The organism is Aeromonas sp. 82P, assembly GCF_051919365.1.
Classification (GTDB): Bacteria; Pseudomonadota; Gammaproteobacteria; order Enterobacterales; family Aeromonadaceae; genus Aeromonas; species Aeromonas veronii.
Genome location: NZ_JBQBEV010000001.1, coordinates 1,622,263 through 1,639,387, shown reverse-complemented (window position 1 = coordinate 1,639,387; position 17,125 = coordinate 1,622,263). Strand labels below are relative to the sequence as shown.

The 17,125-nt window shown below is 58.1% G+C and carries 18 protein-coding genes and 1 pseudogene; 14 read left to right on the top strand and 5 right to left on the bottom strand.

Annotation, left to right across the window (positions count from 1 at the left end; genetic code table 11):
- From exeF to ACTG2S_RS07645, 10 genes and pseudogenes are all read left to right on the top strand, one after another.
- Complete coding sequence (gene exeF, locus ACTG2S_RS07690; protein WP_274160720.1) at positions 1–1,221, top strand: GspF family T2SS innner membrane protein variant ExeF; 1,221 nt, start codon at positions 1–3, stop codon at positions 1,219–1,221.
- Between the two features lie 97 nt (positions 1,222–1,318).
- On the top strand, positions 1,319–1,750 hold the full coding sequence (exeG, locus tag ACTG2S_RS07685) for a GspG family T2SS major pseudopilin variant ExeG (RefSeq protein WP_005338297.1): 432 nt from the start codon (positions 1,319–1,321) through the stop codon (positions 1,748–1,750).
- 38 nt (positions 1,751–1,788) lie between these two features.
- Positions 1,789–2,361 carry a GspH family T2SS minor pseudopilin variant ExeH gene (exeH, locus tag ACTG2S_RS07680; protein ID WP_274160719.1) on the top strand — a complete coding sequence of 191 codons (573 nt, stop codon included), beginning with the start codon at positions 1,789–1,791 and terminating at the stop codon, positions 2,359–2,361.
- Positions 2,358–2,717 carry a GspI family T2SS minor pseudopilin variant ExeI gene (exeI, locus tag ACTG2S_RS07675; protein ID WP_005338301.1) on the top strand — a complete coding sequence of 120 codons (360 nt, stop codon included), beginning with the start codon at positions 2,358–2,360 and terminating at the stop codon, positions 2,715–2,717. The genes exeH and exeI overlap by 4 nt, the downstream gene beginning before the upstream one ends.
- Positions 2,714–3,361: pseudogene (gene gspJ, locus ACTG2S_RS07670) on the top strand (type II secretion system minor pseudopilin GspJ); the annotation flags it as partial. The gene exeI and the pseudogene gspJ, both read left to right, overlap by 4 nt.
- 103 nt (positions 3,362–3,464) lie before the next feature.
- Positions 3,465–4,469, top strand: coding sequence for a GspK family T2SS minor pseudopilin variant ExeK (exeK, locus tag ACTG2S_RS07665; protein WP_439982259.1), 1,005 nt, complete (start codon positions 3,465–3,467; stop codon positions 4,467–4,469).
- A 114-nt stretch (positions 4,470–4,583) separates the two neighbouring features.
- Positions 4,584–5,768, top strand: a complete 1,185-nt coding sequence (exeL, locus tag ACTG2S_RS07660; protein ID WP_439982258.1) for a GspL family type II secretion system protein ExeL — start codon at positions 4,584–4,586, stop codon at positions 5,766–5,768.
- On the top strand, positions 5,765–6,256 hold the full coding sequence (gene exeM, locus ACTG2S_RS07655; protein WP_275057722.1) for a GspM family type II secretion system protein ExeM: 492 nt from the start codon (positions 5,765–5,767) through the stop codon (positions 6,254–6,256). The genes exeL and exeM overlap by 4 nt, the downstream gene beginning before the upstream one ends.
- On the top strand, positions 6,253–7,020 hold the full coding sequence (gene exeN / locus ACTG2S_RS07650; protein WP_439982256.1) for a GspN family type II secretion system protein ExeN: 768 nt from the start codon (positions 6,253–6,255) through the stop codon (positions 7,018–7,020). Before exeM ends, exeN begins: the two co-directional genes overlap by 4 nt.
- A gap of 315 nt (positions 7,021–7,335) precedes the next feature.
- Positions 7,336–8,175 (top strand): hypothetical protein, encoded by an 840-nt coding sequence (locus tag ACTG2S_RS07645; RefSeq protein ID WP_411613966.1) that lies wholly within the window; start codon positions 7,336–7,338, stop codon positions 8,173–8,175.
- Between the two features lie 106 nt (positions 8,176–8,281).
- Here ACTG2S_RS07645 and ACTG2S_RS07640 read toward each other — a convergent pair whose 3' ends face one another.
- The 5 genes from ACTG2S_RS07640 to ACTG2S_RS07620 are packed head-to-tail and all read right to left on the bottom strand — an operon-like array spanning position 8,282 to position 12,730.
- Positions 8,282–8,629 carry a PTS lactose/cellobiose transporter subunit IIA gene (locus ACTG2S_RS07640; protein ID WP_439982254.1) on the bottom strand — a complete coding sequence of 116 codons (348 nt, stop codon included), beginning with the start codon at positions 8,627–8,629 and terminating at the stop codon, positions 8,282–8,284.
- 9 nt (positions 8,630–8,638) lie between these two features.
- Entirely contained in the window at positions 8,639–8,941 is a 303-nt protein-coding gene (locus ACTG2S_RS07635; RefSeq protein WP_075113450.1) for a PTS sugar transporter subunit IIB, read from the bottom strand.
- Positions 8,942–8,957: 16 nt separating this feature from the next.
- Complete coding sequence (locus ACTG2S_RS07630) at positions 8,958–10,433, bottom strand: leucyl aminopeptidase family protein (RefSeq protein WP_411613969.1); 1,476 nt, start codon at positions 10,431–10,433, stop codon at positions 8,958–8,960.
- Positions 10,426–11,403: a N(4)-(beta-N-acetylglucosaminyl)-L-asparaginase gene (locus tag ACTG2S_RS07625; RefSeq protein WP_182939145.1), complete on the bottom strand. Its 978-nt coding sequence runs from the start codon at positions 11,401–11,403 to the stop codon at positions 10,426–10,428. Before ACTG2S_RS07625 ends, ACTG2S_RS07630 begins: the two co-directional genes overlap by 8 nt.
- The gene (locus ACTG2S_RS07620) at positions 11,396–12,730 is read right to left on the bottom strand and encodes a PTS sugar transporter subunit IIC (protein WP_075113376.1); all 1,335 of its coding nucleotides are present in this window, start codon (positions 12,728–12,730) and stop codon (positions 11,396–11,398) included. Before ACTG2S_RS07620 ends, ACTG2S_RS07625 begins: the two co-directional genes overlap by 8 nt.
- An 800-nt stretch (positions 12,731–13,530) precedes the next feature.
- Here ACTG2S_RS07620 and ACTG2S_RS07615 point away from each other — a divergent pair.
- From ACTG2S_RS07615 to chbA, 4 genes are all read left to right on the top strand, one after another.
- A complete protein-coding gene (locus ACTG2S_RS07615) occupies positions 13,531–13,851 on the top strand; it encodes a PTS sugar transporter subunit IIB (protein ID WP_411613973.1) in 321 nt (106 codons plus the stop codon).
- A 10-nt stretch (positions 13,852–13,861) separates the two neighbouring features.
- Positions 13,862–15,223 (top strand): PTS N,N'-diacetylchitobiose transporter subunit IIC, encoded by a 1,362-nt coding sequence (gene chbC, locus ACTG2S_RS07610; protein ID WP_075113378.1) that lies wholly within the window; start codon positions 13,862–13,864, stop codon positions 15,221–15,223.
- Positions 15,224–15,291: 68 nt separating this feature from the next.
- On the top strand, positions 15,292–16,674 hold the full coding sequence (locus tag ACTG2S_RS07605; protein ID WP_439982252.1) for a glycoside hydrolase family 1 protein: 1,383 nt from the start codon (positions 15,292–15,294) through the stop codon (positions 16,672–16,674).
- Between the two features lie 49 nt (positions 16,675–16,723).
- On the top strand, positions 16,724–17,077 hold the full coding sequence (gene chbA / locus ACTG2S_RS07600) for a PTS N,N'-diacetylchitobiose transporter subunit IIA (protein ID WP_005347548.1): 354 nt from the start codon (positions 16,724–16,726) through the stop codon (positions 17,075–17,077).
- Positions 17,078–17,125: the final 48 nt, after the last annotated feature.

The window sequence follows — 17,125 nt, the reverse complement described above, 5'->3', positions numbered from 1 at the left end:
ATGGCGGCATTCGAATACAAGGCCCTCGACAACAAGGGACGCAGCAAGAGCGGTGTGATGGAGGGCGACTCGGCCCGCCAAGTGCGCCAGCTGCTGCGCGAACAGGGGCTCACCCCCCTCGAGGTGAACGAGACCACCGAGAAGGCGAAACGGGAGGCGAACCGCTTCGCCCTGTTTCGGCGCGGTGCCAGCACTGCCGAGCTGGCTCTGATCACTCGCCAGCTGGCGACCCTGGTGGGGGCCGGTCTCACCATCGAAGAGGCGCTCAAAGCGGTAGCCGAGCAGTGCGAAAAGGCCCACTTGCGATCTCTGGTGGCCACTGTGCGCAGCAAGGTGGTGGAAGGCTATTCGCTGGCCGACTCGCTGGGGGCTTTTCCCCATGTGTTCGACCAGCTGTTTCGCTCCATGGTGGCGGCCGGTGAAAAATCGGGCCATCTGGAGAAGGTGCTCAACCGCCTCGCCGACTACACCGAGCAGCGCCAGCATATGCGCACCAAGCTGCTGCAGGCGATGATCTACCCCATAGTGCTCACCTGTGTCGCTATCGGGGTTATTTCGATCCTCCTTACCGCCGTGGTACCCAAGGTGGTGGCCCAGTTTGAACACATGGGTCAACAGTTGCCGGGCACCACCCGCTTTCTCATCGGTACCAGCGAACTGATGCAGGCCTACGGCCTCTGGTTCCTGCTGCTGATCTTCCTTGGCAGCTTTGTCTGGCGCTGGTGGCTCACCGATGAAAAGCGTCGCCGACGCTGGCATCAGGTGCTGCTCGGCCTGCCGGTGATTGGCCGGGTCAGCCGCGGTCTCAACACCGCCCGCTTCGCTCGCACGTTAAGCATCCTCAACGCCAGTGCGGTACCGCTGCTGGAGGGGATGAAGATCTCCGGCGAAGTGCTCTCCAACGACTTTGCCAGAATGCGCATTCTCGAAGCCGCCGAACGGGTGCGCGAGGGGACCAGTCTGCGCAAGTCGCTGACCGAGACCAAGATTTTCCCGCCTATGATGCTGCACATGATCGCCTCCGGCGAACAGAGCGGCGAGCTCGACAGCATGCTGGAGCGGGCGGCAGACAACCAGGATCGGGAGTTTGAATCCCAGGTCAATATCGCCCTCGGGGTGTTCGAACCCATGCTGGTGGTCTCCATGGCCGGGGTGGTGCTGTTTATCGTGATGTCGATCCTGCAGCCGATCCTCGAGCTCAACAATATGGTGAATATGTAAGTTTCCGGCGTTCGGTGGCGCCGCTGGCGGCCCGTCGAACCCACCCAGTGATCACTCTCTGATGGGCTATCCCATCTCATTCGTTACGGAGCAACTCATGAACAAACGTCGTCAATCCGGTTTTACCCTGCTGGAAGTCATGGTGGTCATCGTGATCCTCGGCATTCTGGCCAGTCTGGTGGTGCCCAACCTGATGGGCAACAAGGAGAAAGCTGACCAGCAGAAAGCGGTCTCAGATATCGTGGCGCTGGAAAATGCCCTCGACATGTACAAGCTGGACAACAACCGCTACCCGACCACCGAACAGGGTCTGGACGCGCTGGTGACCAAGCCTTCTATCGATCCGGCGCCGCGCAGCTACCGCGATGGCGGCTACATCAAGCGCCTGCCGCAAGATCCCTGGGGCAACCCGTACCAGCTGCTGAGCCCAGGCCAGTTCGGCAAGATCGACATCTTCTCCATGGGTCTGGATGGTGAAGCCGGTACCGATGACGACATCGGCAACTGGAACCTGAAGGATTTCCAATAAGTGATATGTCGCCACCGCACTCCTTGTGAGCTGACTGCATGAAGCGCTCTCTCTCCTTTCATCGCCAATCCGGCTTTACTCTGCTGGAGGTGCTGCTGGTCGCCATGCTGATGGGACTAGTGGCCACCGCCGTCACTCTCAGTATGGGAGGCGCCAGAGGGGATCGGGAGCTGGACAAGCAGGCGCGTCGCCTGATGGCGACGCTGCAGCTGGCGCAGGAGTATGCGGTGATGGATGGTCGGCTGGTAGGCATTCGCATCGAGGATAACGGCTGGCAGTTTATGCAGCGTCAGGCCAAGGATCGCAAGTGGCTGGCCCTGACTGGCGACAAGCAGCTGGGGCCGGTACAACTGGCCGAGAACATGACGCTGGCACTGGAGCTGGAAGGCTTCGGCTGGCAGCCCGACCCCGACGAGAAAACCGAACAGAAGCGCGACGAGAAGGAGCGCACGCCACAACTGCTTATTTTCCCGGGCGGCGAGCTGAGCCCGTTCGTGCTCACCTTCACCCAGCAGGATGAGGATGCCCGCTACACCCGCATCGTCAAGGGGGACGAGTTCGGCCACCTCACCCTGCTCACCGGCGATGAAGATGAAGAGGTGAGCGAATGAACGCCCGCGGTATGACCTTACTCGAAGTCATGGTAGCGCTGGCGGTCTTTGCCATCGCGGGACTGGCGGTAATGAAAACCGCCAGCGAACACCTCTCGGCCCTCAACTATCTGGAGCAGAAGACCCTCGCCACCTGGGTGGTGGAGAACCAGCTGGTGCAGCAGAAGCTCGAGAACAAGTGGCCTGGTGACAGCTGGGTGGAAGGGGATGAGCAGATGGCGGGCAGTACCTGGTACTGGCGCTATCGCGGTGTCGCCACCGCCGACAACAACTTCCGGGCGCTCGATATGGAAGTGCGTACCGAGGCCAAGGCCGAGAACCCGGTCGCCATGATGCGGACCTATATCAGCCGATGACCCAGCTATCCGCACGCACGCCTCGCCCCGTCCGTCACGCCGGTTTCACCCTGCTCGAAATGCTGGTGGCGATCGCCATCTTCGCCACTCTCAGCATGGGCGCCTATCAGGTGCTGCAGGGGGTGCTCACCAGCGACGAGGTGGCCAAGCGCAAGGAGACCCGCCTCAACGAATTGCAGCTCGCCTTCACCCTGCTGGAGCGAGACATCACCCAGATGGTGCCGCGCAGCGGTCGCATCGAGGGGGAGAACAACAAGGTGCTGCTGGCGGCTTCCCGCTTCGGCCAGCAGAGCGATGACTGGGGCATGGCCTTTATGCGCAGCGGCTGGCTCAACCCGGACGGCATGCTGCCCCGCTCCCATCTACAGCGGGTCGGCTGGCGCCTCAAGGATCAGAAGCTGGAGCGCCTGAGCTACCTCTATCCGGATCCGGTGATCGGCACCGAGCCGCGCATCCAGCCGGTGCTGACGGGGGTCACGGCGTTTCGCCTCTACTTCTTCGACAAGGGCAACTGGAAAGAGGAGTGGACCCAGCGCAGCGTGCTGCCCCACGGGCTGGCAGTGGAGCTGGATCTGGAAGATTACGGCACCATTCGCCGCCAGTTCCTGATTGGTGCCGGTGGCCAGCGCGCCGAGGAGAACAGCCAGAGCAGCAACCCCGACCAAGGTGGCAACAACAACGGGAACAACGGCGGCAACGGCAATACCAATGGCGGTAATGGTGACAGCCAGAACGGGGGGAGCGCCAATGCGAACTAACCCTGTACGCCCCGGCCGCCAGAGCGGTATGGCCCTGCTGGTGGTGCTGCTGATCCTCTCGGTGATGGTGATCATCGCCAGCAATATGAGCGGCCGCCTGCAGCTTGAGCTGCGCCGCACCGCCAACATCACCACCGGCAAACAGGCATGGTGGTATGCCCTCTCGGCGGAAGCGCTGGTGAGCAAGGTGCTGACGCAGGATTTCAAGGACAATCCCGAGGTGGTCAACCTCAGCCAGAACTGGGCCCGCAAGAACACTGTATTTCCGGTGGACGATGGCCAGCTCAAGGGCGAGGTGACCGACCTGCAATCCTGCTTCAACCTCAACAGCCTGAGCGTGGCCTCCAAGGCGGGAAGCGGCGAGGAGCTGGCGCAGCAACCTTATCCGGTGCAGGTGTTTCGCGCCCTGCTCAAGGAGCTGGCGATGGATGATTACGAGGCGGCCCAGCTCACCGATGCCATTCGCGACTGGACAGACAAGGATACGGTGCTGGTCTCCAGCCTCGGCGCCGAGGATGCCTACTACGAGGGACTCAAGCCACCTTACCTCACCGCCAACCAGTGGATGTTGGGCAAGGATGAATTGCGGTCGGTGCGCGGCGTAACGGCCAGGGTCTATGCCAAACTGGCCCCCTATGTCTGCACGCTGCCAAGCGACAAGCTGAAGATCAATATCAACACCCTGCTGCCGGAACGCCCCGAGCTGCTGGCAGCCCTCTATCTGGGCAAGATTGGCAGCGATGACGCCAAGCGGGTACTGACCGAGCGGCCAAAAAAGGGGTGGAAAGAGACCAAGCTGATGACGGATCAGCTGCCCGCGCCTCTTGAGAGCGTCAAGGGGCTTAAAGAGGCGCTGGTGGTCAAAAGCGACTTTTTCGAGGCCCGCGTGGTTGCCGAGGTCGGCGACAACCGCGCCTGGCTGGAGAGCATCTTCCAGCGGGGCAAGGACAACAAGCTGGTCATGCTGCGCCGCCTCAATAGCGGCACCGAATAAACAAGCGCTGGCGGGAGCAACTCCCGACAGGGCAAACATTGGATGCAGCCTGCGGGCTGCGCACCGGTTGCGTTGGCCTGGCCCGCGCGAACCGGTATCGCAGGAGAGAGATGCGTGAGCGAGAGTCTGGTCATCCGTCTGGGGACCACCAAACAACAACCGGTCGCATGGCTGGTCTGGTCGAGTCAGGAGCAGGAGATCATCGCCTCCGGCGAGCTCCCCTGTGCTGACGCGCTGGCCGAGCTGCAGGAGCGCGCTGGCGGCCGCCCCGTGGTTACCCTGGTGCCGGGCAGCGATCTGATCTTCCGCCGCGTTACCCTGCCGGGACGCTATAACCGCCAGTCGGCGGCGGCCCTGCCCTATCTGCTTGAAGAGCAGATCGCCTCCGACGTGGATGAGCTGCATCTGGTGGTGCTGGCCCACGACGGCCCGCAGGTCGACCTGATGGCGGTGGATCGCCAGAAGATGGCCGAGTGGCTCGGCTGGCTCGACGCTGCCGGCCTTAGAAGTCAGCAACTGCTGCCCGATGTGCTGGCACTGCCGCAGGCTGCAGAGGGCTGGTCTGCCCTGCAGCTCGGCGCCGAGTGGCTGATCCGCCAGAACGCCTGTCAGGGGATTGTGGCCGACGAGTCGCTGCTGGCCATCTTGCTGGCCGCCGAAGCCGAACCCGTTACCATTCACAGCCATACCCCGGCGCCTGCCATTGCGGCGGCCAACTGGCTGCCGGCCGAGCCCGAGCTCCCCATGCTGCTGCTGGCCAAGGCGGCCCTCACCTGCCGCGCCAACTTGCTGACCGGCCCCTACCGGCCACAGACCGAATATGCCCGCTACTGGTTGCAGTGGCGCAAGGTGGCCATTACCGCCGCGCTCTTGCTGGTGGTGGCACTCGTCCAGCGCGGTGTCCAGCTGCATCAACTGGCAGAGCAGGACAAGGCGCTCAAGGCGGAGATCCGTGCCGTCTATACCCGCATCTTCCCGGGGGAGAGCCGCATCGTGAACGTGCGCAGCCAGATGACCCAGCATCTGCAACAGATGGGACAGGCCCCGCAAAACGGCGTACTGCTGATGCTCACCGAGCTGGCCCCGACCTTTGCCGAAGTGCCCGGCCTCAAGCCACAGGTGATGCGCTTTGATGCCAGTCGCCGCGAGCTGCGGCTGCAAGTCACCGCTCCCGGCTTTGCCGAGATCGAGCGGTTCCGCGAGCTGGCAGGCAAGCAATTCGAGGTGCAACAGGGCGAGGTGCGCAGCACCGAGGGCAAGGTAGAGGGCGCACTGGTGCTCAAGGGTAAATCATCATGATGGAAAAATTGCAGAGCTGGTGGCACGGCATCACAGCACGGGAACAGCGGCTGGTGGTCGCGGGTGGTGCCCTGTTGCTGGTCGGTCTCTTCTACTGGAGCGTCTGGCAACCGATCAATAATCGCATTGCCGAGCGGGAGCGGCAGGTGCAGAACCAGCAGCAGACCCTCGCCTGGCTCAAGGAGAAGGGTGAAGAGGTGCTGGCCATGCAGGGTGGCTCGGGTCGCCAGATCGACACCAGCGGCACCCTGGAAGGGGTGGTCAACCGCACCGCCTTCAACCACAAGATCAAGATTGCCCGGCTGCAACCCCAGGCGCAGGAGCTGCAGGTGTGGATCGACACGGTCCAGTTCGATGACTTGCTGCTCTGGCTCTCCACCCTGGTGGAGCAGCATGGCATTCAGGTGCAAATCATCGAGATCGCCCGCGAGGACCTGGCCCCGGGTCTGGTCAAGGTCAGACGTTTGCAGTTGAGTCGTCCCCAATGAAAAAGCGCATCCTGATTGCCAGCCTGTTTCTGGCAGCCTACTTCGTCTTCCTGCTGGCGACCCTGCCTGCGGCGCTGGTGGCACGCTATCTGCCGCTGCCTGCCAACGTCACCAATCTGCTGAAACTGGAAGGGGTGAGCGGCACCCTCTGGAGCGGCCAGATCGCCCGGCTGCAATATGCCAGCGAATCGGTGAGCCAGCTGCGCTGGGATCTCAACGGCTGGTCGCTGCTGCGCTTCGCCCCCGAAGTGGCCATTCGCTTTGGCGATCGCAACGGCCTCAATGGTCAAGGCGTTGTCGGCTGGAATGGCGCCGCCTTCGGCCGGGATCTGACCCTCAACGCCCCCGCCCCCTGGTTGCTGAGCCGGGTGCCGATGCGCCTGCCGATCCCGCTCACCGTCACCGGTCAGCTGCAGCTTAAAGTGGAGCAGTTTGCCCAGGGCAACCCCTGGTGTGACAACCTCTACGGCAACCTCGACTGGTACAACGCCAGCGCCGATACTCCGGCGGGCAAGCTGGATCTGGCCGACCCCGAGCTGAAACTCACCTGCCTCGACTCCAGACTGGTGGCCGAACTCAAGCAGGGCTCAGATGCGGTGCAGACCATGGGTCGCCTCGAGCTGCAAGCCTATGGCCAGTACCTGTTCCAGGGCACCCTGAAGCCGGGCCCCGAACTGCCGCCGCAGATGCAGCAAGGGCTCCCCTTCCTCGGCCAGCCCGACAGTCAGGGCCGCTTCCCCCTGCGCTATCAGGGGCGGATCTGACGCCATCCCCCACCGACCCCGGAGCCACTCCGGGGTCGGTTTTTCCCCCTTGGTGCCCGCTCCTCTCACTGCACTGACTCCCTCGCCGCAATTTCCCTTGGAGCAGAGCCGCTCACCTTTGCCACAAGCCCGGTCAGTACGGCAATGGGTTGCATTGGAGATGCAATGTGAGCTGATACTCGTTATTGATTGTTTATATCCAGGCTACGCTGACTTCACCATCCAGCCCATGGCCGATATGTCAGATACCGTTTATTACGATATAATCTCACCTCTTTTCGCCCGGCCCGCACGGTTAGTCCAAGAGTACGCAAGATGGAAATAAAGCTGCACCAGAACGCAACCACAACGCCCCGGACCCGCAAGTATATCCAGACGTCTACCAAGTCGGATGCAGCGCTAGCCGAAGAGCTGAACATCTCGATTGATACAGTAAGACGTTGGCGCAATCGTGAGGATTGTTATGACAAATCCCATCGACCACGAACTATCCATCGCAAGCTGCAGCCGGAGCAGGAGTGGCTGGTATTGTTTCTCCGCCATCGGCTGCACCTGTCTCTTGATGAACTTCTGGAGGTCACGCGTTTACTGATCCGCGCCGACGTCTCACGGGCAGGCCTGAGTCGCTGTCTACAAAAGCATCAACAAGATCGGTTAAAAAAGCCTGATCCGGCATCGGGATTAGGGAGAATGTGGCTGGATGCTGTCTACCTCCCAGCTGGGCTGACAGCCAATCAGTCTTTGCTGCTGATGCTCACAGAACAATTAACCGGCCATCTCTCATTTGCCCTCTGTGCGCCAGACGAGAAAGGGCAGACCCTGAATGGTTTCGTCAACTATTTGCAAGCAGAACTGCCCTACACGATCAAAAGCATTGAGGTCACCAGTCCACTCCCCGACGTTCAGGCTATTGCCAACACGCTATGCACATCGGTGACGTCAGCCTCTTTGCCAATATCAAACGAGTTGTTCGACTCGACTACATGCTCTAAATCACTGGCAGACATTCTAGCTGGTGAGCGTTTTGACAAACGCCTTAGCCTAGGAGCCGTGTTACTTGAGTACGAAGATATTCTCAACCACAGGGTATTGCGAAATCGCTTGAAGAACCTTACGCCGAGCACCTACATCCGCCAACTGCAGCCACAAGACTAGGCATGGCTGATAGACCAAAATCCTCAGCGTTGTATGTCACGGTAATGAGAAGAGGGAGGCCTGATGCCTCCCTCTTTTGACCTTAAGTGTGGCAGCAGAAATACCGTTAGCAGGCGATTGCCGCGGATGGACTGCAGCTTGTCGCCACAGGGGGTAAACGACGATGGATCGCGATCATCTCCTGAGTCAAATCCATCAGCAGGACCGCATTCATCACATGGTCCTGAGCATGTACCATCACGATCTGGACGGGCAGTTTTCCCTCCCCTGCATCGGCTTCAATCAGTTGTGTTTGCACTGCGTGAGCGGCGTGAAGCGCGCCCCGCGCCTGCTCGACCAACTGCTCCGCTTGTTCAAACTCCCCGTTACGTGAATGCCTCATGGCCTCCATCAACATGCTGCGGCAACTACCTGCACTGACAATCAGGGTCATGACCTGTTCTTCGAGCTCCATGATTGCTCCTTAGATCAGCGTCAACGCATGGTCGAGGATCTTTTCCCCATCCAGCATCCCGTAGTGCATCATATTGATAGACTCGACTTTTTTACCATATTGAGCGGCTTGTTCCTTGCAAGCTGCCAATTTATAGCTAATTTGCGGGCCCAGCAGTGCACAGTCAAACGACTGTATGGCTTCTTTGAACTCCTGCATGCCTTTGGCCTGAATGTCGATCTCAAGTTGACGGCGGGCCGCTACATCCTGCATTTTTTTCACTACCAGACTGGTAGACATGCCCATATCACATACCAATAAAATCTTTTTCATTTTTAACTCCTTCTGCTCACCCATTCATGGCGGGCGCGATTTGCTGGATTAGAAATTCCGTCAACAAGGGGATAGGGCGACCACTGGCCTGGGTATAGTCACCACGGCGCAGTGCTGTACCACTCACATCCAGATGAGCCCATGGACGGTTGCCACAGAATTTACTCAGAAAATAGCCCGCAGAGACAGCAATGGCCGCGTTATTAGGGGGAGTATTGGTGAAATCTGCTATATAGCTCTTGATTTGCGGTTCAAAACTGTCATCAAACGGCAATGCCCATAGACGATCCCGACTCGACTCAGCCGCCCGGGTCAGGGCAGTGCCCAACGCAGGATCATTACTCATCAAGCCGCTGATGTCATAACCCAACGCCTTGACGACGGCACCGGTCAGCGTGGCCACATCGATAATGCAGCGAGGAGAGAGCTGACGATCCGCAAAGGCAATCCCGTCCGCCAATACCAGCCGCCCCTCGGCATCGGTGTTGATGATTTCGACGGTGTGACCAGCATAGGTGGTGACGACATCGCCAGGCCGCATGGCGCGATCCGTTGGCATGTTTTCAGCCAATACCAGTATGGCATCCAGATTGAGCGGCAGCGCCAAACGTCGCACGGTATCAATCAGTCCGAATACCACGGCTGCACCGCACATATCGTACTTCATGGTACGCATGCCTTCGCCCTCTTTGAGCCAGAGGCCGCCGCTGTCAAAGGTAACCCCCTTGCCCACTACCGCGTAAGGTTGGGCATCACCGCCCCCCTGATAACGCAGCAAGATCAGGCGAGGAGGATTCACGCTCCCCTTGCCAACCGCATGCAATGCTCCCAATCCCAAGGTACGGATCGCATCCTCATCGAGAATTTCACAGCTGACCTCGTCATGCTGAGCGGCATAGCTTGCTAACTCATCGGCCACACTCACAGGTGTACAATCCTGGCTTGGCCGATCAGCCATACGCCGGGCAACTCGCATCCCGCAGCTGATGGCACAACACTCCTTCAGCAGCGCCTCGGCCAATGGATACTGCTCTGGCGCAGCCAGTAGCCGCAGTGCCGGCTCTGCACGGCTTGGGGCGGATCGATAACCGAGCAGAGGCAGTTGGTAGAACTGGTTTTGCAACGTTACGATGCAGTGGCGCAGCGCAGCCCGTTGCGCCGGGTTTTCCAGCGAAAAGGGGGTGATGTCGAGGGCAACGCACCCGGTTCCGTCAGCGGGTACTGCACGGATCAATACATCGGTCATCTCGCGCAATCCCGCCGGCTCCAGCAGCGTCTGATGGTCGGCCGCCAGCCATGTCAAACGCTGGCACAGCCCCGCCAACCCGACATCGAGCGTGGTGCTCGGACGACCGTTCAACTCAGCCAATAGTGTCGCGATGGGCTGCAAGACAGCTTGCTCCCGATAGCCATGAGCCCCCCCCTGCCACAGCAGCAAATGCGTCGTCGCAGGCAAAGGGGTAGACCAGAGCGTGACTGATGCATCAAGCATGATGGGGTTCCTCCACGGGGGCGCTGATACGGGCAAGATAGGCATTCAGCCAAGTCTCATCCGCCTCGCTGTAGAGGGTATGATCGCCTTCACGCCGAGCCAGAAAAACTGTTGGTGCAAGGGTGTGGTTGGCCACGACAAAAGAGAAACTATCAATATTGGTTGCCGCACCGAACTCGCCTTCGCGATTCATGCAGACGACCGACAGATCCCCGGCACGCCCATAGCGGTCCAGCAGACGGGCTTCCAGCTCATAGACGGCAGACTCGGCCGCCATCTGCGGCGTCATCCCCCGCCCCATGCGTTGAACAATCTCGTAACTGATGCACCCCTTCATCAAGTCTTCACCCAGGCCAGTGGCCGTCGCGGCCCCCATGGTGCTGTCGGCATAAAAACCACTACCGGAGACCGGGGAGTCTCCCACCCGTCCTGGCCGCTTCATAAAGAGACCGCTGGTTGAAGTTGCTACACAAATCTTGCTGTTTTGGTCCAGGGTAATCATCCCGACTGTGTCATGCCCTGTATAAGGGTTGAGGCCACGAGCAAGTGTTTCTCGGCAACGCTTGCGATAGTGCTGCAAAGCCCGTTCGGTCAACATCTGTTTTTGCTCGAATCCCTTGTGGATAGCCCACTGTTCCGCACCGCCACCCACCATGAAACTGTTGAATCGCTCTTCGCTCAACGCCGCAGCGATCAAGACCGGATTGGCCAGATTGCGTACGCCAGCCACGGCGCCCATGGCCAATGAGTCGCCATCCATGAAGGCCGCATCCAGCTCGACTTCACCATCCTGATTTGGCAAGCCACCGTACCCGACTGACTTGTAAAGTGGGTAATCCTCTACCTGTTTGACTGCTTGCAATACGGCAGAGCGGGCATCCCCTTTGTCAGCCAGCAGTTTTGCACTGGCACTCAGGCCTTCGTAAGCCATCCGCCAGGTGGCGATAATGCCCCATTGATGATTAACCATTGCTTACCTTCTTATGCGATTGAAGTGAATGTGACGACTCCCCATGATGTTCGGCCGGGTGCTCTGCCGCCTGATACTGGCGATCCAGAACCTTGAGGAAAGGCAGATAAATCATGGCGCCAATCACCAGATTGAATAACTGGATGAGGGCTCCACTCAGATGACCAGTGACAATAAAACCACTGATGACAGGGGGCAGCGTCCAGGGGATATAAACCCCGGTTGTCGTTGAGACCACACCCGATGCCATCGCGATGTACTGAATAGTCACCAGAACCACAGGAACCAGATTGAACGGGATCAGCATGATGGGGTTCATGATGACCGGAAGGCCAAACAGGATGGGTTCGTTGATATTGAAGATGGAGGAACCAGCGGCCAGTCGGGTCATTTTCTTGATGTGCTGGCTACGGGCAAAAATGAGCATTGCCAGCACCAACGACAAGGTCGCCCCTGATCCCCCCATCCAGATCATGTCGTAAAACTGCTCTGTGACAACGTGGGGGGGCATCAAGCCGGCATGGGTAGCTGCCAGGTTTTCTGCCTGATTGTCCATCCAGAAGGGACGCAAGATCCCGTTAATCATGGAACCGGAATTAATCCCGACCGACCAGAGCGAGCTGATGCTGAGCACCGTCAAAATCGCACCAAAATAGGACGTCCCAAAATGGCGAACCGGCATGGCAATAACGGAGTAGATAAACTCATGAATGGTGTTGTAAGAGGTGGCTGCAAAGAAGACCCGGATGGCCAGAGCCATGGAAAGAATGATCAACGCAGGGATAAGCGCAGCAAATGACTTCTGTACCGCTGGTGGCACCCCCTCCGGCATTTTGATCACAATGTTGCGACGCAAGAATAAGGTGAAGGTCTCAGTCCAGACAATGGCCCCCAACATGGCAACAAACAGTCCTTTGGAACCGATCCACTCCATCGGAATCACTGCTGCTCCATGCGCATCCACGCTAAATGGTGTCAGGATGAGAAAACAGGAGAGAGACAGGATCCCGGCAGAACTCTTGTCGATATCATTACGCTCAGCCAGACGATAGGCCACCAGATAAGAGATAAACAGAGCCATCGTCGAGAAGATGGCATTGAACGGGATCTCAATCGTGCTCCCCCACTGTTCACCAAATATGGATGCCATGAAGGCTTTATAACTGTCGCTGGGGAACGATGAGATAACCAACAATATCGAACCAACGATGATGAATGGCATAAACGAGATATAGCCATCCCGAATTGCCCCCAAATGACGCTGTTGAGCAAGGCGCCCTGCCAGCGGCATCAATTTGCTTTCTATCAATCCGACCACGCTTTTCATCTGCGTTCCCCAAGCCACTAAAAAATAAAGCAATCATCCGATACAATTCGTCATGCGTGATTATGCTAATCCATAAAAACGGTTTTTTTCGTGATTTAAATCACGGCACTGACACCAAAGTATCACTTGATTGCTGAAAATTTATTGAGCTCCTTATACAGGAGTAAACGGGCTAAATAGTGGGCTCTCGTCGCTCGAAAGTGGTCTGTTGACCGGGTATCTGTGTTGTTACTTCTTGCGGGGTATGCAGGAGGACGCCCCGCCCCGACCTCATCACCACCCAGTTTGAAGTGGCATGAAGTGAAACTCTGCGCCATCGACACATCACAATGAAGCGGCTGGTTTTGGTCACCACAACTTCAGCTGCGAATAAATAGTCAATTAGCACACACTTCATTACTGGTAGCGAACCTTTGAGCCAAAAAAGAAAAATATCAACCACGTTGCACATTGCTAAAAATGTGATCTCTCGCCAGTTATGAGTGTTTTATATGAAAAGTAGAATGCCATATCTCATGAAAAACATTAATCGCATGAAAAATAACAACTTATCTGTTCACTACATCATCTGTGTCTGCTGTTTTTTGTGTACTCACTTTGATCCCCACCCTCAAAAATGTGAGCAACGGCAAAACAGATGGTCAACCAAAGACTATTGATATAAATATCGAAATACCAGATGAAAACCAGGGATCGATACAATGAGGTCAACTGAAGATGATTGATTTGTCTTGCAAGTGCGACAAACAAGCATCTCGACCGATCTGTTCATTTGGTTATCAAGCGTTGAGGGAAGAGTTATGGAAAAGAAGCGTATCTACCTGTTTTGCTCTGCCGGGATGTCCACGTCACTGCTGGTCTCAAAGATGAAAGCGCAGGCGGAAAAATATGATGTGCCGGTGCTGATCGATGCCTACCCGGAGACCCTGGCCGGTGAGAAGGGGCAGGATGCCGACCTGGTACTGCTGGGCCCGCAAATCGCCTACATGCTGCCTGACATCCAGCAACAGCTGCCGGGCAAGCCGGTTGAGGTGATCGACACCCTGCTCTACGGCAAGGTCGACGGGCTGGGTGTGCTGAAGGCTGCCGTCGCCTCCATCAAGAAGAGCCTCGCGCAGTAAGGAGATCCCTGTGAGCAACATCATCGCATCGTTGGAAAAGGTCGTTCTGCCCATCGCCGTCAAGATGGGTAAGCAGCCTCATGTCAACGCCATCAAGAACGGCTTTATCAAAATGATGCCCCTCTCTCTGGTCGGGGCAATGTTTATCCTCATCAATAGTGTCTTTCTGAGCTTTGGCGAAGGTTCTTTCTTCTACTCCATCGGGATACGGCTCGATCCCGCCACCATTGCCATTCTGGACGGGCTCAAAGGAATTGGTGGTAACGTCTATAACGGCACCATGGGGATTATGTCCCTGATGACCCCCTTCTTTATCGGTATGGCGATGGCGGAAGAGCGCAAGGCCGATCCCTTGGCCGCCGGCCTGCTCGCGGTGGCAGCCTTTATGACGGTCACACCGTTCAGCGTGGGCGACGCCTATGCGGTTGGCGCCAACTGGCTGGGTGGTACCAATGTCATCTCCGGCATGTTGCTCGGTATTGGTGTTGCCGAAGTGTTTGCTTTTATCGTCCGTCGCAACTGGGTCATCACCCTGCCAGACAGCGTACCGGCCTCGGTCTCCCGCTCCTTCTCTGCGCTGATCCCGGGCTTTATCATCCTCTCCATCATGGGGGTAATTGCCTATCTGCTGAACGGCGTCGGTACCAACTTCCACCAGCTGATCATGGACAATATTTCCAAACCTTTGTCCAACATGAGTGACTTGGTAGGCTGGATCTACGTGGTCTTCTCCTCCTTCCTCTGGTTCTTCGGTGTGCACGGTATGTTGGCACTCACCGCGCTGGAGTCCGGCGTACTGGGCCCCTTCACACTCGAAAACATCGATCTATTCAACCGTTACGGTTCAGTTGACGCAGCAATCGCAGCTGGTCATCAGTTCCATTTCTGGGCCAAGCCGATCACCGACTCCTTCGTCTTCCTTGGCGGTACCGGTGCCACATTGGGCCTCATCATCGCCATCTTTATGGTCTCCCGCCGCGATGACTACCGTCAGGTCGCCAAACTGGGTCTGCCAGCAGGCATGTTCCAGATCAACGAGCCCATCCTGTTTGGCTTGCCAGTCATCATGAACCCCGTCTTGATGGTGCCATTCCTGCTGGTGCACCCGGTACTGATGGGGATCACCATGGCGGCCTACTCCGCCGGGATCATCCCGCCCATCACCAACACAGCGCCATGGACCATGCCAACCGGCCTGATGGCTTTTTTCACCACCAACGGCAGCGTGGCCGCCTTCTGTCTGGCGATATTCAACCTGGGGGTCGCCACCCTGATGTATATGCCTTTCGTGCTGATTGCCAACAAGGCGCAGAACGTCATCGATGAAGAAGAGGAGAGCGAAGAGGATATCGCTCTGGCCCTGAAGTTCTGATAACAGCCATTCAAATGACAGCAAGGGAGGAGCAAGACTCCTCCCCCATCAGCCTGGAGAAATCACCCATGCAGTATCGTTTTCCGGATAACTTCTGGTGGGGCAGCGCCAGCTCGGCCCCGCAGATGGAAGGCGCCGCCAACCGCGGCGGCAAATCCGCCAATATCTTTGACTACTGGTTCTCTATTGAGCCCGAACGTTTCCACAACGGGGTCGGTCCGACCGATGCCTCTACCTTCTATGACAACTTCGAGAGTGACATCAAGCTGCTCAAACAGGTTGGACACAACAGTTTCCGCACCTCCATCTCCTGGTCACGGCTGATCCCGGACGGAGTCGGCGAGGTCAATCAGGAGGCGGTCAGCTTCTACAACGCCGTCTTCGATCGGCTGCTGGCCGAGGGGATCACCCCGCTGATCAACCTCTACCACTTCGACATGCCGATGTGCATGCAAGAGCGTGGCGGCTGGGAGAGTCGGGAAGTGGTGGCCGCCTATGTGCGCTACGCCACCCGCTGCTTCGACCTGTTTGGCGGCCGAGTCAAACACTGGTTCACCTTCAACGAACCGATCGTGCCGGTCGAGTGTGGCTATCTTGGCCACTATCACTACCCCTGCGTGGTCGATTTCGGCCGGGCGGCCACCGTTGCCTACCACACCGCGCTGGCCCATGCCGGTGCCGTACAGGCCTATCGCGCCTGTCAGCATGATGGCGAGATCGGCATCATCCTAAACCTGAGCCCGACCTATCCCCGTTCGCAGGATCCGGCAGATCTCGCCGCCTCCCGCATCGCGGATCTGCTGCTCAACAAGAGCTTCCTCGATCCGGCCATGAAGGGGAGCTATGACCCCGAGCTGGTCGCCCTGCTGGCGCAGTATGACTTGCTGCCGCAGATCGAAGAGGGTGACAAGGCACTGCTCGCCGCCGGTAAGGTGGATATCCTCGGCATCAACTACTACCAGCCACGCCGGATCAAGGCCAAAGAGGAACCCTGGCAGGGGCTGCCCCGCACCCCTGACGACCTGTTCGACTACTACAAGATGCCGGGTCGCAAGATGAACCCCCACCGCGGCTGGGAGATTTACGAAAAAGGGATCTACGACATCCTCACCGAGTTGCGAGTCAACTATGGCAACCTGCCCTGCTACATCTCGGAGAACGGCATGGGGGTAGAGGGGGAAGATCGCTTTATCGGCCCCGAGGGTCGGGTGGAGGATGACTACCGCATCCAGTTCATTCGCGAACACCTCGAGTGGCTGCATCTCGCCCTGGAAGAGGGCAGCGCCTGCCGCGGCTACCACCTGTGGACCTTTATCGACAACTGGTCGTGGCTCAACGCCTACAAGAACCGTTACGGCCTGATCCGCCTAGATCTGGGGAGCCAGCAGCGCACCATCAAGAAGAGCGGCTACTGGTTTGCCGAGGTCGCGCGCAACCATGGTTTCAATTAACGGCTTCAACTAACGGTTTCAATTAACGCATTCACGTAAGGAACGACACATGTTCGATCTGGACAACATCACTGAAGAGGCCGCCACCTGCAACGATCTGGAAGAGGTGGTGATGGGGCTCATCATCAACTCCGGACAGGCCCGCAGTCTCGCCTACACCGCGCTGAAAAAAGCCAAGGAGGGGGATCTGGCCGCCGCCCACCAGCTGATGGCCCAATCCCGCGAGGCACTCAATGCCGCCCATCTGGTGCAGACCCAGCTGATCGAGGATGATCAGGGCGAAGGCAAGATCCCGGTCACCCTGGTTCTGGTCCATGCCCAGGATCACCTGATGACCTCCATGCTGGCCCGTGAGCTGATCAGCGAGCTGATCGAGCTGCACGAAAAGCTGCAGAACCAATAACCTCCGGACGGGGCGAGAGGCCCCGTCATCGGCCCGCAGATCAGGAAG

Excerpts from the sequence above, each read along its gene's own strand:
- chbA (WP_005347548.1), top strand. The coding sequence starts at position 16,724 with ATGTTCGATCTGGACAACATCACTGAAGAGGCCGCCACCTGCAACGAT.
- ACTG2S_RS07630 (WP_411613969.1), bottom strand. The coding sequence starts at position 10,433 with ATGCTTGATGCATCAGTCACGCTCTGGTCTACCCCTTTGCCTGCGACG.
- ACTG2S_RS07645 (WP_411613966.1), top strand. The coding sequence starts at position 7,336 with ATGGAAATAAAGCTGCACCAGAACGCAACCACAACGCCCCGGACCCGC.
- exeN (WP_439982256.1), top strand. The coding sequence starts at position 6,253 with ATGAAAAAGCGCATCCTGATTGCCAGCCTGTTTCTGGCAGCCTACTTC.
- exeF (WP_274160720.1), top strand. The coding sequence starts at position 1 with ATGGCGGCATTCGAATACAAGGCCCTCGACAACAAGGGACGCAGCAAG.
- exeM (WP_275057722.1), top strand. The coding sequence starts at position 5,765 with ATGATGGAAAAATTGCAGAGCTGGTGGCACGGCATCACAGCACGGGAA.
- ACTG2S_RS07615 (WP_411613973.1), top strand. The coding sequence starts at position 13,531 with ATGGAAAAGAAGCGTATCTACCTGTTTTGCTCTGCCGGGATGTCCACG.
- ACTG2S_RS07620 (WP_075113376.1), bottom strand. The coding sequence starts at position 12,730 with ATGAAAAGCGTGGTCGGATTGATAGAAAGCAAATTGATGCCGCTGGCA.
- exeG (WP_005338297.1), top strand. The coding sequence starts at position 1,319 with ATGAACAAACGTCGTCAATCCGGTTTTACCCTGCTGGAAGTCATGGTG.
- ACTG2S_RS07635 (WP_075113450.1), bottom strand. The coding sequence starts at position 8,941 with ATGAAAAAGATTTTATTGGTATGTGATATGGGCATGTCTACCAGTCTG.
- exeK (WP_439982259.1), top strand. The coding sequence starts at position 3,465 with ATGCGAACTAACCCTGTACGCCCCGGCCGCCAGAGCGGTATGGCCCTG.
- exeI (WP_005338301.1), top strand. The coding sequence starts at position 2,358 with ATGAACGCCCGCGGTATGACCTTACTCGAAGTCATGGTAGCGCTGGCG.
- ACTG2S_RS07640 (WP_439982254.1), bottom strand. The coding sequence starts at position 8,629 with ATGGAGCTCGAAGAACAGGTCATGACCCTGATTGTCAGTGCAGGTAGT.
- ACTG2S_RS07605 (WP_439982252.1), top strand. The coding sequence starts at position 15,292 with ATGCAGTATCGTTTTCCGGATAACTTCTGGTGGGGCAGCGCCAGCTCG.
- exeH (WP_274160719.1), top strand. The coding sequence starts at position 1,789 with ATGAAGCGCTCTCTCTCCTTTCATCGCCAATCCGGCTTTACTCTGCTG.
- ACTG2S_RS07625 (WP_182939145.1), bottom strand. The coding sequence starts at position 11,403 with ATGGTTAATCATCAATGGGGCATTATCGCCACCTGGCGGATGGCTTAC.